At 43.5% G+C, this 13,727-nt stretch carries 15 protein-coding genes and 1 tRNA gene; 8 read left to right on the forward strand and 8 right to left on the reverse strand.

The window, feature by feature from the left end; genetic code table 11:
• The first annotated feature begins 465 nt into the window (after positions 1-465).
• From H6G83_RS24305 to H6G83_RS24315, 3 genes are all read left to right on the forward strand, one after another.
• Positions 466-1,371 carry an FHA domain-containing protein gene (locus H6G83_RS24305; RefSeq protein ID WP_190476690.1) on the forward strand — a complete coding sequence of 302 codons (906 nt, stop codon included), beginning with the start codon at positions 466-468 and terminating at the stop codon, positions 1,369-1,371.
• Between the two features lie 149 nt (positions 1,372-1,520).
• Positions 1,521-2,267 (forward strand): M50 family metallopeptidase, encoded by a 747-nt coding sequence (locus H6G83_RS24310; protein ID WP_190476691.1) that lies wholly within the window; start codon positions 1,521-1,523, stop codon positions 2,265-2,267.
• 285 nt (positions 2,268-2,552) lie between these two features.
• Positions 2,553-3,698 carry a SpoIID/LytB domain-containing protein gene (locus tag H6G83_RS24315; RefSeq protein ID WP_190476693.1) on the forward strand — a complete coding sequence of 382 codons (1,146 nt, stop codon included), beginning with the start codon at positions 2,553-2,555 and terminating at the stop codon, positions 3,696-3,698.
• Between the two features lie 160 nt (positions 3,699-3,858).
• On the opposite strand, the gene H6G83_RS24320 is transcribed toward H6G83_RS24315, so the two are convergent.
• Complete coding sequence (locus H6G83_RS24320; RefSeq protein WP_190476695.1) at positions 3,859-5,151, reverse strand: hypothetical protein; 1,293 nt, start codon at positions 5,149-5,151, stop codon at positions 3,859-3,861.
• Positions 5,152-5,304: 153 nt separating this feature from the next.
• On the opposite strand from H6G83_RS24320, the gene H6G83_RS24325 reads away from it, so the two are divergent.
• Positions 5,305-6,534, forward strand: a complete 1,230-nt coding sequence (locus H6G83_RS24325; RefSeq protein WP_190476697.1) for an RNA-guided endonuclease InsQ/TnpB family protein — start codon at positions 5,305-5,307, stop codon at positions 6,532-6,534.
• 42 nt (positions 6,535-6,576) lie between these two features.
• Positions 6,577-7,056, forward strand: coding sequence for a hypothetical protein (locus tag H6G83_RS24330; RefSeq protein WP_190476699.1), 480 nt, complete (start codon positions 6,577-6,579; stop codon positions 7,054-7,056).
• A 200-nt stretch (positions 7,057-7,256) separates the two neighbouring features.
• On the opposite strand, the gene H6G83_RS24335 is transcribed toward H6G83_RS24330, so the two are convergent.
• Positions 7,257-7,328, reverse strand: a tRNA-Gln gene (locus tag H6G83_RS24335).
• A 381-nt stretch (positions 7,329-7,709) separates the two neighbouring features.
• On the reverse strand, positions 7,710-8,414 hold the full coding sequence (locus H6G83_RS24340) for a diacylglycerol/polyprenol kinase family protein (RefSeq protein ID WP_190476700.1): 705 nt from the start codon (positions 8,412-8,414) through the stop codon (positions 7,710-7,712).
• Positions 8,415-8,475: 61 nt separating this feature from the next.
• On the opposite strand from H6G83_RS24340, the gene yidD reads away from it, so the two are divergent.
• Positions 8,476-8,721, forward strand: a complete 246-nt coding sequence (yidD, locus tag H6G83_RS24345; RefSeq protein ID WP_190476702.1) for a membrane protein insertion efficiency factor YidD — start codon at positions 8,476-8,478, stop codon at positions 8,719-8,721.
• A gap of 72 nt (positions 8,722-8,793) precedes the next feature.
• Here yidD and H6G83_RS24350 read toward each other — a convergent pair whose 3' ends face one another.
• The 3 genes from H6G83_RS24350 to psbQ form a co-directional block, all read right to left on the reverse strand.
• The gene (locus H6G83_RS24350; protein WP_190476704.1) at positions 8,794-9,642 is read right to left on the reverse strand and encodes an alpha/beta fold hydrolase; all 849 of its coding nucleotides are present in this window, start codon (positions 9,640-9,642) and stop codon (positions 8,794-8,796) included.
• Between the two features lie 133 nt (positions 9,643-9,775).
• Positions 9,776-10,858: an NAD(P)/FAD-dependent oxidoreductase gene (locus tag H6G83_RS24355; protein WP_190476706.1), complete on the reverse strand. Its 1,083-nt coding sequence runs from the start codon at positions 10,856-10,858 to the stop codon at positions 9,776-9,778.
• A gap of 130 nt (positions 10,859-10,988) precedes the next feature.
• Complete coding sequence (gene psbQ / locus H6G83_RS24360) at positions 10,989-11,492, reverse strand: photosystem II protein PsbQ (protein ID WP_390822705.1); 504 nt, start codon at positions 11,490-11,492, stop codon at positions 10,989-10,991.
• 332 nt (positions 11,493-11,824) lie between these two features.
• Here psbQ and H6G83_RS24365 point away from each other — a divergent pair, with 332 nt between their 5' ends.
• Positions 11,825-12,253 (forward strand): hypothetical protein, encoded by a 429-nt coding sequence (locus H6G83_RS24365; protein ID WP_190476708.1) that lies wholly within the window; start codon positions 11,825-11,827, stop codon positions 12,251-12,253.
• Between the two features lie 73 nt (positions 12,254-12,326).
• Complete coding sequence (locus H6G83_RS24370) at positions 12,327-12,971, forward strand: Uma2 family endonuclease (protein ID WP_190476710.1); 645 nt, start codon at positions 12,327-12,329, stop codon at positions 12,969-12,971.
• On the opposite strand, the gene H6G83_RS24375 is transcribed toward H6G83_RS24370, so the two are convergent.
• Together H6G83_RS24375 and H6G83_RS24380 are read right to left on the reverse strand one after the other, a co-directional pair.
• Positions 12,968-13,372 carry a hypothetical protein gene (locus H6G83_RS24375; protein WP_190476712.1) on the reverse strand — a complete coding sequence of 135 codons (405 nt, stop codon included), beginning with the start codon at positions 13,370-13,372 and terminating at the stop codon, positions 12,968-12,970. The two genes, H6G83_RS24370 and H6G83_RS24375, sit on opposite strands and share 4 nt — an antisense overlap.
• On the reverse strand, positions 13,365-13,709 hold the full coding sequence (locus tag H6G83_RS24380) for a hypothetical protein (protein ID WP_190476714.1): 345 nt from the start codon (positions 13,707-13,709) through the stop codon (positions 13,365-13,367). Before H6G83_RS24380 ends, H6G83_RS24375 begins: the two co-directional genes overlap by 8 nt.
• Positions 13,710-13,727 lie beyond the last annotated feature (18 nt).

The raw sequence follows: 13,727 nt of genomic DNA on the forward strand, positions 1-13,727 counted from the left end.
CCGGGTTTGCCCAGGGTGTAAGGGTATGAGGGTGTAGTACCAAGTCTGAGCGCCGGTTTGGGGCGAACAGAACTTTGCACAGAGGGGTGTAGGTGTTCCCAAGCCTGACATTCCTATCCCCTTACGCCCTCCTAAAACCTAAAATCTCGTTGCGTCAGCCCTCAAGACAAGCCTAACCTTTAGGTGTTTCACCCAAGCCTGACTTGATGAAGATGGAAAATCTAGGTTTTAGTAGGAAATACCGGGGTGTAGAGATGTAGGTATTTAATATATTGACACTTTTACACCCTCAAAAGTGAAAACTTTCATTATACAATACCAACTCCAAAATTCAACAACAAACCCAAACTCAGACATCCATGTAAAATCCGGTTTTCTGAATTTTGAACTGGTATGAGTCCTGAATCGGTTAGTTTTCTTGTTAGCACTATATTTTAGGATGCTCTTGAACAAAGGCTTAAATCAATGATCGTTTGCCCAAATTGCAATCACCCTAACCCAGATGGCGCTGTCCAATGTGAAGCTTGTTACACGCCGTTACCTGCTACTAGCAACTGTCCCAACTGTGGAGCAACTGTACAATCTGATGCTGCTTTTTGTGGTCAGTGTGGCTTTAACCTGCACTCAACCGCCGCACCTGCTACTGTCGCTGCTACAGTCGCCCCTGATGTCCCTGTGGAATTACCACCTTTAGTTACTCCTGACCCACTTTTAGAATTATTACAACCCAATGCTTTGGGTCTTGACCCGGTTGCTAATCAGAATCAACCTGCGCCTTCACTCGTACCACCAACAGCAGTGGCTGCACCACCAGTACCGCCTCAACCAGCGCCCTCAGCGCCACCCCCAGCAGTAGTAGAAATTACACCTGCTGCACCGCCACCAGTTGTTGAGGCTGAACTTGTAGCACCTCCCCCAAGTATTCCCACTCCCCCGCCACCAGCACCACCTGAACCAGAACCTGCACCTGTTCAAGTAGTAGCACCCCCACCACCCGCACCTGTAGCCCCGCCTCCCTCTCCCGCTAGAACACAACTACAGCAGATTACAGCGCGGTTAGTTCACGTTCAAAGCGATCGCGAAATAGAATTACCCCCCAGCTTGTCTGTGATTCATATCGGTAAGCCCAACGATCGCATCCCCCCAGATATAGATGTTTCCGGCTTTGCCAACTCCGAGATTGTCTCACGGGTACACGCCGATATTCGCGTTGAGGGCGACGCACACTATATAGAAGATGTAGGTAGTTCCAACGGTACTTACATTAACAATTTGCCCCTATTACCAGGTAACAGACACCGCCTCAGACCAGGCGATCGCATCAGTCTCGGTAAAGGCGATTTAGTCACATTCTTGTTTAAACTCGCTTAACTCAGGGTATAGGGCTGTAAGGGTGTAAGGGTTTAAGTGTTCCAAATCCTACACCCTTACATCTTGATATACAGTACAAAATAGAAATAATTACGGCATAGCCTGCTGTAGTCAAAATGTCTGGAATTTTTAATTTTTAATTGATAACTATGAGTCAGCCAGGGAATGATTTTGACACCTTGCTTCACCGGGAAGCCCCGCCAGAAGTGGAGCGTATGGGGTTAACTTGGTTGGTCGGAGCTGCGATCGCTACAGCCCTACTATGGCAGATTCCAGGTGGTGATTATATTTTATACCCCTTTACTATCCTTGCTACTTGGTTTCATGAAATGGGTCACGGCTTAATGGCATTGGTTTTAGGTGGTCAATTTCAGAAATTACAAATTTTTAGTAATGGTTCAGGTGTAGCAAGTTATGCCATTAGGACATCATTAGGCCCTATCGGACATGGGTTAGTCGCCGCCGCCGGGCCGATGGGGCCGCCGCTTGCTGGTGCGGCTTTGATTTTAGCCTCCCGTAGTTTCACCGCCGCCTCCCTCAGTCTGAAAATCTTGGGGAGTTTTTTACTAATTTCTACATTAATTTGGGTACGTTCCTTATTTGGATTGGTGGCTATTCCCCTGTTAGGTTTAATTATCCTTTTAATTGCTCTCAAAGCTAGCCGATGGATACAGGGATTTGCTATTCAATTTTTGGGTGTACAAGCCTGCGTCAGTACCTACCATCAATTAGATTATTTATTTAGTTATACGGCTGGCGGCTTGGGATTATCGGATACAGCCCAGATGCAAAGATATTTATTATTACCTTATTGGTTTTGGGGTGGATTGATGGCGATCGCATCCTTGATTATTCTCGTGCAAAGTCTCCGAGTTGCCTATGGTCAAAGTCATTAGTCATTAGTCCATAGTCCATAGTCAACAGTCCATAGTCAACAGTCCATAGTCAACAGTCCATAGTCAACAGTCCATAGTCAACAGTCCATAGTCAACAGTCCATAGTCAACAGTCCATAGTCCCCTTTCCCCTTTCCCCTTTCCCCTTTCCCCTTTCCCCAATCCTCAAAACACGTTGCATAATTGTTAGGAAGTAGCAACCTCTAACTTAACAGAGGTGTCTTATCTTGAGTTGTGGACTTAATAGTCCAGAGCTGGAAACAGATACTAGGACTAGATAATCAGCATGAAATTTCAACTGTTGTTAGGCTCTTTATTATCCCAGATTAAAGTCCGTCATTGGTGGCTAGGTATCTTATTGTGGATCGCTTTGGTTGCCCCAGCTCAAGCCTCTGTCATCCTGCGCGTGGCAATTGAGAGGGGCGTTAATCAGGCTAAAGTTGGGAGTTCTACAACGGCAATTGTCAAAGATAGTACGGGGCGTACTTTGGGACAATTGCCAGCGATGAGTGCCTTTTACGCACAAGCTGTTCCAGGGGGGGTGGCTTTAGATAAATGGCAGTCTGGTTTATTTTGGATTGAACCATCAGGTAAAGGATATGTTTATATTGGCGATCGCTGGTTTCGTGGCAGAACTCTAGTAGTTCCCACTCAAAGTGGTATAGATGTGGTTAACTGGGTAGATTTAGAAGAATATCTCTACAGTGTAGTCGGTGGAGAAATGAGTTCTAACTGGCCAGAGGAAGCCCTAAAAGCGCAAGCGATCGCCGCCCGTACCTATGCCCTATACAAGCGAGAACAACAGCGCAATAACCCAGTTTACGATTTAGGTGATACCCCAGATCGTTGGCAGATTTATAAAGGAGTCAGTAGCGAATCTTCTAAAACTTATGCCGCCGTTGATGCTACAGCCGGGCAAGTATTAACTTATAACAATAATCTCATTCTTTCGGTCTTTCATGCTTGTTCTGGTGGACACACGGAAAACGTAGAAGATGTTTGGAGTAATTCTCTGCCTTATCTCCGTGCTGTTCAAGACTACGACCAAAATGTTAAGGAATGTAGTTGGCAAAAAACTTTCACCCCAGCAGAAATCAGCGCCAGAATTTCTGGTGTAGGTAATGTCAAGGATATAGTTCCCGAATCTTTCTCACCATTCCGCAGTGTGAAAGCTTTAAGAGTTGTGGGTGATAGAGGTACAAAAGTCCTGCGGGGCGAAGAAGTACGTACAGCCCTGAGACTGAGAAGCACTCGCTTTAACGTCTCTAGAGGCGCAGATGGTAGCTTTACTCTGCAAGGCGCAGGTTTTGGTCATGGCTTAGGCATGAGCCAATGGGGCGCTTATAATTTAGCTTTACGCGGCGCTAACTACCTGCAAATACTAGGACATTATTATCGTGGTGTCTCCCTCACACCCATTAAGGCGAAGTGATTGGGGAAAGGGGAAGGGGGAAAGGGGAAGGGGGAAGGGGGAAAGGGGGAAGGGGGAAGGGGGAAGGGGGGAAAGGGGAAAGGGAAAAGACTATCTCCCCTGCTCCCTCATCTCCCCTGCTCCCTCATCTCCCTCATCTCCCTCATCTCCCTCATCTCCCCTACTCCCTACTCCCCAACCTCCTCTGCCATTCCGCCTCAATTTGTGCCGATCGCTCAACTTCTTGGTCGAGGAGGTCGGTTTCGGTAGAATATACTAAGTCTTCATTGCTGATGACTTTCTCTTGGGCAAATTGACTGGCGTAGACAATTTTTTGATGTAGGGCTGCATCGGGACTGGCTAATATTCTGGCGCGAGTTTGGCGATCGCGGTTACGTGCTGCAATTTTCCGATTACGCCACTTGATCCAAAAATAACGTACCAAAGGAACGCCTAAAAAACCGATTCCATAAGCCAACAATACCCAATAAATTCCTTGTACAAAAGCGACAAACCCTCCTAACTTAGCCGCAACTGTACCCCCCGCCAATAAATTCCCCAAGATTACAGCACCAACTAAATTGGCTATCCCCAACCCTGCACTCAGCATAACTTGCCCAGAACTAGCAGCACTAAAACGCCAGGGAAATTCTTCTAAATAAACTGAGACTTGTTGCTGTTGTTTTTTACTTGCTCTTATCTGTAACTCTGGGAAGTAATAGACAATTTGTCCTTCAGGACTGACGCTTGGTTGCCCATTGAAGCGCAACAGCACAGGCAACATATAATCTTCGTACTCTTGCTGATAAACTTCACCTATATCATCCAAGTATGGGGCAATTTGTTCTCCTACGACTGCACCGCGATTAGCGCGAATTATAGTAGCAATTTCTTGCCAACGACGTTCCTCTAAATTGGCGTTAGGATTACCATCACCAAACAAAAAAGAAAATACAGCTTCAAAGAAATTCAGGTCACTGCTTTCCCCTCTACTACGTCGTTCTGGTGAATAATAACCATAATTGGGGCTGAAGTACCAAAATAAATCCGGGAAGTAGAAAAAGCCCCAACTACCACCATAATTATTGTGGCGATCGTCATTATTACTACTTGCGTTCATCGCCGTGATGATGAGAATTATGGCAATAGTAATCAAAAAGATGGAAGCAATCAGAAAAATTGCAAATGAGATGCGAATTAGGTAAAACAAAATCCGCCATATCTTCTGCCAAGCTTCTTGTAATCTTAATTTTAGGTATTTATTTCTTAAAACATCACGAAAATTTCGCGGAAACAGATAAACAATATCACCCGTTTCTGCTACTTGCAAATGTCCACCCGCATCACTGGCTAGAGCTAACAACCCTTGACCAGCCTCTGCTAGATTTAATCCCGACTGAGTAGCCACATCACCAACAGTAACGCGGTAGCCCAGTTTTTCCACAGCCTGCATAATTGTGGGGTTGGGAGTCATTGCTCTCCCCTCCTGTTAAAACTTCTCGCCTATACTTAAGTATAGTTATTTGTCAGTTGACAGAGGCTGGAGGCTGTAGTTAATAATTTATTTTATAACTTTACCACAATATATATTTATGGTAGAGTAAGCAGTTCAAGGAGGTGATGCTGAGTGTTACACAAGGTTGTACAAGTCCGTTTATATCCGTCCTTTGAGCAAGAAATACAACTAGCGCAAACTTTTGGGTGTGCTAGATGGTGGTGGAATTATGCCCTAGATAAGTCAATCGAGACTTATAAAGAGACGGGTAAAGGACTTGGCCGTGCTGCACTCAACGCATTTCTTCCTGCACTCAAAAAAGCTGAAGAGACAATATGGCTATCTGATTGTTACAGCCAAGTTTTACAGGCTACAACACTCAATCTAACTACGGCGTATAAGAACTTTTTTGAGAAACGCGCCCTTTTTCCTAAGTTCAAATCCAAGCATGGCAAACAGTCAATTCAGTACCCTCAAAACGTCAAAATTGTAGATGGTAATGTCAAACTCCCAGGCAATATCGGGATAGTCAAAGCCAAAATACACAGACCTATTGAGGGGAAAATCAAAACTGTTACTGTAAGCAAAACGCCATCAGGTAAGTACCTTGCATCCATTTTGACTGAGGTAGATGGTGAAAATCCGGTTATTTCAGAAGGGAAAATATATGGGATTGATCTAGGTTTGAAACACTTTGCTGTCGTCACTGATGGCGAAAAGGTTTCCAAATACGATAATCCTAAACACCTTGCCAAACATGAGAAAAATCTCAAACGTAAGCAAAAGAAATTAGCGCGTAAAGTAAAAGGGAGTAATTCGAGAAATAGATATAGAAAAGTTGTTGCCAAGGTGTACGAGCGAGTTAGTAATTCGCGGCAGGATTTTCTACATAAACTTAGTTATAAGTTGACGAGCGATAGCCAAGCGGTCATAGTAGAGAATCTTCATGTCAAAGGCATGCTTCGTAACCACAAATTGGCGAAATCAATATCTGATGTAGGGTGGGGAACATTCACTAATTTTTTAGCCTATAAGCTAGAACGCAGAGGTGGAAAGTTGCTTGAGATTGATAGGTGGTTCCCTAGTTCTAAACTCTGTTCTAATTGTTTTTATCAAATAGGTGAGATGCCATTAGATGTCCGTGAATGGACTTGTCCTCATTGCAGTACTCATCATGATCGTGACGCGAACGCCGCGCAGAACATTAGAGCAGAAGGAATCAGAATGATAAAGGCGGAAGGTTCAGCCGTCTCTGCTGTAGGAGGAGAGGTAAGTCCTATTCTTGGGCGAAAGTCTAAGTTTAGGCACTCCCCCGTGATTACAGAAGCCCCAACTTCAACCGTACTCGGTAAGTTGGGGTAGTTCACTGTTAAAATATGCTTATTAGGCCTGGTTAATCAGTATATGGTTCAGTACACACTAGCTCAAAGCCCAGAAATTATTCTTACCGTTCCTGGGAAAGATTCAGCCAAAGCTCGCGATAAAGCGATGGATCAGTTGGTGGAACTGATTGATGCTGGTAAGCTACCTACGGAACTTGAAGAAGGATTCGGCCCTCAACAATTGATTGAAGTTAAAGAGCCATCTGCTGATGCTGCTAGTGGTGAAGATGCAATTACACAAGCTGTCCAAGTTCTCAGCAACCTGGCTACACTTAAGTTAAAAGTACAGGAATCACGTACCGAAGCCTTGGAAATTCGCCAAGCTGTTGATGTTCTTTTTTCCGATGACTCGGTAACAGAAGAAGAAATTACTCGTCTTAAGGAAGGGTTTAAAGTTCTCAAAAATTTCGCTCAAGCAAATCTCCGCTACCAAGAAGCACGAGCTAAAGCCGAACAGGCTAGGCAAATATTGGATCAAGCTCTAAAATCACCAGATAAATAATTTACTGTGCTTCCAAAGACCAGTTTTGTGCGTTTTTACTTGGGAATGCGAAATTAGTATTCACCAAAAAACCCTATTATATTCACTTGAAGAAATTCATGGGCGATAATAACAATAACATTTGTATCTTATCACTATCCCTTCTCTATAAGTGGATGATAATTATCTTGAATTATAGGGTAATTTTATTTCGTAATTAACTGGGGCGCTAGGATTCGAACCTAGGGATGTCGGGACCAAAACCCGATGCCTTACCGCTTGGCGACGCCCCAAAGCTTTCGACTCTATTAATATAACAGGCTGTATATGGGTAATGTCAAGTGTTTTGAAAAAAAAATTCTGGAATTGAGGGGGAGGTGACAGGTGACAGGTGACAGGTGACAGTTGACATTTGTTCTCCCCTGCTCCCCCTGCTACTGTGACTTCCTCATCTCCCTCATCTCCCTTTTCCCCTCCTGGGAGGGGCTAGGGGTGGGTTTCTCCCTTATTTCCTCCATTCACCACTCCCTTTTTAAACAGGACTTACGCACCAAGGTTATCTGTTGAGACAGGGTGTAGGGGGGTAAGGGTGTAAGGGTGTAAGGGTTTTAAAGATTTACACCCCTACACCCTTGCCCAAACCCTTGATTTTTCGTTTTTATGCGTAAGTCCTATTAAAGTAACCAGAACTGAATTAGTGCATAGGCGATCGCAGCACTACCTAAAGGAACGGTCAAGTTATCCACGCCTAAGAAAGAAACAGCTTCTAAGCTAGTGGCGACGACAGCAACTGCTAGGGATACTGTCCAGGTTTGCCAAACGTTGCCTATTACGCCAAGTAAAATTAAACTACACACCAGATAACTTGCCGCAGCCATCGTTAAGGAGCCTTCCCAGCTTTTTTGCGAACCTAGCAGCGTATACTTATGTTTACCAAAGCGCTGTCCAATCAAGGCTGCTAATCCATCGCCCCAGGCCATTACCATCATACCGATCGCTGCATACTGGGGCTGTTGTATGTGCCAAAACCAAGCAACTAAAACGCCGACACTGACAGCATAAAAGAATGTGCCTAAGCTTTGTCGTCCTACGCTATTGATACCGGGGAGAATAGGCAAGATATAGGATAACAGAGTGACTATACTGGCAATAATGGAAGCGCCAATACCCACGCGGGCAGGAATATCTAACCACCAAGCCAGTAGAATAACATGACCTGCGCCGATATGGACTATTTTCCGCAAGATTTCCGAGTCGCTGGTAGCAAAGCGATTTACTAATCCAGCGATCGCTAGAATGAAAAATACCCAAGCTGCAACAATGGTAATTTGCAGCCACAAAGGCGGATTTGAGGTTAATTCAGGGACTAGAGTTAACAAAGATAATACAAGATAGACAGTTTTGACCTTTCTTACAATTTATAAGATTTGGGTGACGCTCATGAAGCAAATATTTATTTGGTTAATTAAGGGATACAGAATGTTTATTTCACCACTGTTTCCCCCAACTTGTCGCTTTCAACCCACTTGTTCAATGTACGCCATCCAAGCTATTGAAAGATTTGGCGCTTTCCGTGGTGGCTGGATGGCTATTCGCCGCATTTTGCGCTGTCATCCCTTCCATCCAGGCGGTTATGATCCTGTACCGGAAGTTGGCGATCGCTGTTGTCATCATGAGGACAGTTGACAGTTGACAGTTGACAGTTGACAGTGGAAATAAGCTGATAACTGATAACTGATAACTGATAACTGATAACTGTCAACTGTTAGCACGACGCACGAAGGGCAAAAGGTCTTCTAGGATTGTTTTGTGGTAGTGTTCTTGGGGGTAGTGACCGACGTTATTGAGTTTGATTAATTCGGCATTGGGGACGGTATCGGCAAACTTTTGGGCTACTTCTACAGGCAACCAAGGGTCAATCATGCCCCATTGAATTAAAATTGGTTGTTGCCATTGTTGAAAACCTGACTCAATTTCTGTCATGGCTGCGGGGAGTTGCAAATTGCGAATTGTGGCTAAAAGCGCCCTTCCTACAGCAGAGGTTTTCAAGAAGGGTTGACGATAAATATCTAGGTCTTTATCTTCGATACGGTAACGACTACCACCTTCTAAAGTGCGATCGATTAATAATGGGTCTTGTGTCATCATGTCACCAACGAATGGTAAACCCATTTGTTGCAGTTTCCACGGTAATTTAGCAGCCGTGGAGATGGGCGCATTTAAAATGGCTATGTTGGCAATTTGTTCGGGGTATTTTAGGGCGTATTGTAGACCGACAGACCCAAGAAACCCCTGTACAACCAGAGAAAAACGTTCAAGTTCTAAAGCTTGAATAAACTGGGCTAATGCTGTGATGTATGCTTGGGTGGTGTAGGCAAAGTCTTGTTTTTCCGGCTTGGCTGAAAAGCCCGAACCGATCCAATCTGGTGCGATCGCTCTTGTTCCCTGGCTACCTAATGCTGGTAGAATATTGCGCCAAATGTAACTTTGTGACGGTATGCCATGCAGTAACAATACAGGCAATAAGTCAGTCCTACCAATGGGTGCAGATTCCCGATAAAACCACTCTAAAGAATTTATTGTTATTTTATTTTCTGTTATTGACACGATTTTTCCTAATTGTCATTGGTCATTTGTCAACAGTCCATAGTCAACAGTCCATAGTCAACAGTCCACAGTCCATAGTCATTCGTTTTTCTCCACCATCTCCCCCCAGTCCCCAGTCCCCATTCCCCAGTCCCTATTTAAAAATCTTCTCACGAATTGCCTGAGCAGTTGCGGGTGCGAGTAAAACGCCGTTGCGATAATGTCCTGTTGCTAACAGGACGTTACTAAACCCTGGTAATTCCTCAATTATTGGTGCGGGGCGACCTTCAGGGCGAGGGCGTAAGCCTGACCAAGTACGGAGAATTTCGGCTGTGGCTAATTCTGGACAGAAGGAAATTGCTTGTTGTCTGACTGATGCTAGTAATTCTTGATTAGGGGGAATTTCATTACCGTCTGTGGGAAATTCTACTGTTGCACCTATCCAATAGTCTCCCGCACCTACTGGGACGATATGCACGTCGTTACCTGTAATTGCTGGTTGAAAGTCGGGATTTCCTAATGGATGTCCTAAGCGCACTTGTAAAGCTTGTCCCAGGACAGGGCGAATATCTACTGTTTGGTTGAGTTGTGCTGTGATGGGTGTAGAACCTAACCCTGCCGATATGATAATCCAGTCGGCGCTGATTTTTCCCTCTGTCGTTTCCACGGTTGTACATTTGTTACCTTCTATAGTGGTAACACCTAACACAGTTACGCCGAATTTAAACGTTACCCCATTGTGTTGGGAAGCCTCAATTAAGGCTAATGTTAAGGCGGTGGGGTCTAGTTGCCGGTCTTGTGGAGAGTAGACTGCGCCTGTAATTTGCGGATTATTGACTTGGGGACAGATATGTTTAAGCTTGGTGGTATCCCAAATTTCTAATTGCCAACCTTGAGAGTGACGAATGGCTGCTAATTTTTCCCAGTCTTGGGTGTTTTCTCCCTCCAAGCACAGACTGAGAATGCCTTGACGGTTGAAAGGGATTTTACGTCCTGTGATGGCTTCGAGTTCAGGAATCAAGGTTTCATAGCGTTGAATGCTTGTTTGCCGCATCTGCCAAGCTTTGCCCTTGACTTTTTGGCTGATGATGCCTACTAAAACACCCAGCGCTGCGCCTGTGGAAGCCTGCGCGGGTGGTTGTTTATCAAAAACGGTGATTTTGAGTCCAGGTACTTGGCACAGTTCATAGGCGATCGCCGCCCCAACTACGCCACAACCGATGATCGCTACGTTCATGTGTGTTGCTTGTGAAGAGAGTAGGGGGAGTGGGAAACAAGAGGGTAAAAGGTGAAAGGTGAAGGGGGAAAGGGAAAAGCCTTTACCCTTTACCCTTTACCCTTTATCCTCATCTCCTATTCTCTCCTGTCTAACCCGCTTCTGACTGGCTGCTGGTGTCAGGTAGCAGTTGTAGGAACTTATCAATATCTGCAAATGCAGCTTGATAGTTATTCAAGGCAAGTTGAGAATTACCAGCACTAGCGGCCTGATCGATTTTTACCAAATGGTTCAGCAAATCTTTAGTGATTTGCCGGGCTGTGGGTTGGTCTTTGGGTAGGAGGTTGGGTGTGATATATGTCATGGTTAACCTTGCTTCCGCAATGGGGCCATGAATAAAATTACCTACATTGATCCATTCTTTTGTTTGGATCAGTTTTTTCAGTTCGTCCGCGCGATCGCGCACAGCCTGAATATCTGGTGCGTATCCTTGAATTCTTTCAAGTTGTGCAGTTGTGTAGGTTGGGGGTGCAGATGCGGTAGTAGGGCTACCACAACTAATGAGGAAAGTTGCTAATAATACCAGTATTAATGAGAAAATTGAGCGTTGACGCGCCATACACTGAAATTGGTTGGTTTCGTTTTGCCTATTCACAGTGTAATTTTAGATCGCAACGGTAATTTATCGTTCCCACTAGGAAATGATTTTGTGAAAAATTTTTAGATATGCTGAGTTGGTATTTCCTGCTGAGGATGCAGTCACAGCTTTTTTTGAGTATAATTACCCAATATGATTTAATATACTGTTTCCAGTGAAAACGAACAGTTGTTACTGAATATACCTCATCCTCATTATGAGGAAAGCATGATATTGAGTTGCTAAATTTCTGGAGTATTGATAAGCTAAAACACCAATATGATAAGCCTTCTGGCGGTTTTTTGTTGTTACCTTCACCTACACTGACAAAATAAGGGAGTGTTTTTTTAGTGAACGCATCTGAACAAGCAACCAACCTTGAACTCGCCAGCAAGATTGCTACAGCAGTAAATTTATTTAAGTTTGAGTTTCCTGATGCTAAATCAGATTTGAAACCTTGGAATAATGATCCAGAAACTAGGGAGTTAGTTGATCCTGATTCTATTGATATTGGTTTTCATTTCCCTGGTGTCAGCAAATCTTGGCGTAGTCGCAGCGTGTTAATTCAAATCCGATTTTACCAAGATCCGGTGACAAAATTGCGTCGAGCGATCGGTTTGGAGGTGGCTGGTTTTGACCATCGTGGTGAGGTGTGGCGACTGTCTACTGTGGAAAATTGGAGTTTTGTCGGTGAGTCTGTACCTTCTCCTCAAATTGGTAATCAGCTTAAACAAGTTTGTCGGCACATTTTAGAGGTGTTTAATCAACCTGGAGATTAGCTGGATAATTCTGTCATGGGTTAGGCTAAAACTAAAGCGTCCTGAAATTTCAGTCGGAAATTTTAAATTATTTATGACTGCTGTATCCCCTGTTGTTAAACCTATTAGTCAAATGCGTCTAGCGCCTGGTAGTAGAGTAACTATTGAGGGCGTAAGTTGGGATGAGTTTGAGTCTATTTTGCAAGAATTGGGAGAAAAGCGATCGCTACGGGTGGCTTACAGTAATTCTACGTTAGAAATCATGGTTCCCTTACCTGAACATGAAAAGCCGAAAGATATAATTTCTGATATTGTCAAAATCTTACTCAAAAAAACAGGCAGAAAATACGAACCTTTTGGTTCAACGACATTTAAGCAAGAAAATATCGCCGGGGTAGAACCGGATGCTTGCTTTTATATCCAAAACTATCAGAGAATGATTGGTCGGCGGAGAATACAAGCGGGTGATCCTCCCCCAGATTTGGCGATTGAAATAGATGTAACATCTCAAACAACTCTTGATGCTTATGTGGCGATCGCCACTCCCGAACTCTGGGTTTATAATGACAAGCTGACTATCTATTTATTCCATGATGGATTTTACATTAAATCAGATAATAGTCCCACATTTCCCAATATTCCACTCCTAGAGATTATTCCCAATACTATAGACCGAGCTTGGCAAGTTGGCACTGTGCAAGCGTTGGAGGAGTTGGAAACGCTATTAACTACTTACTAATTTGACTTATTCTGAAACTGCAAATATTCTAGCATTAGCAACCGCAAGTAATCTAGCATTCTAATATAACTCTTCATCTGCTCATACTTGCCATTGTTATCAAAAAAAAATCTCGCAATCTGGGGTATGTTTAAAACTTGCATTGATTTTAGTTGCTCAATTACCTGATTTTTATTAGCTACTTGACCTGTTTCTTGAATTTGATGGGCATAGCCTCTAAAATTTACTGTTAATAGTTCCAGTTCTTCTATTAGGGAAAATTCTTCATCATTAGGAGGAAATTTACTTATTATTTCTTCTCGTTCATAGTAAGTATTTTGCTCAGTAATACTTAACTGTGATAGTAATTGAGTAATATTTTTTTGAGTCAGTTCTGATTCATTTAAAATTGCTTTAGTCATCGTTAACTCCATAAGTAACTATCTTTTCATTACCATATTGGTCAGGTCTGACAATTAAATATTCATTGCCTTTACGGTATACTGCCGAAACATCTCCACGATATCCTATTTTTGGGACTCTAGTAGCTCCTTTTTTATTAAAATTATGAGCTTTACGTAGATATTTTAATGGGTCAATATTTTTTCTAGCAGCGTGGTCTAGAATACTTTGAGAAACACTGATATAAGTGCCAGCATCCCACTCATTGATATATTTTTGAATTTCTGCCGCTTCTGCCAAGCTATAACCTTCTAAAAGTTGTATCAGAAAGGGATCAGAAGTTGGTTTTTCCTGCATATTTGTCTAAACTGTCAA

Origin of the sequence: Anabaena azotica FACHB-119 (assembly GCF_014697625.1) — a bacterium.
GTDB lineage: Bacteria > Cyanobacteriota > Cyanobacteriia > Cyanobacteriales > Nostocaceae > Trichormus > Trichormus azoticus_A.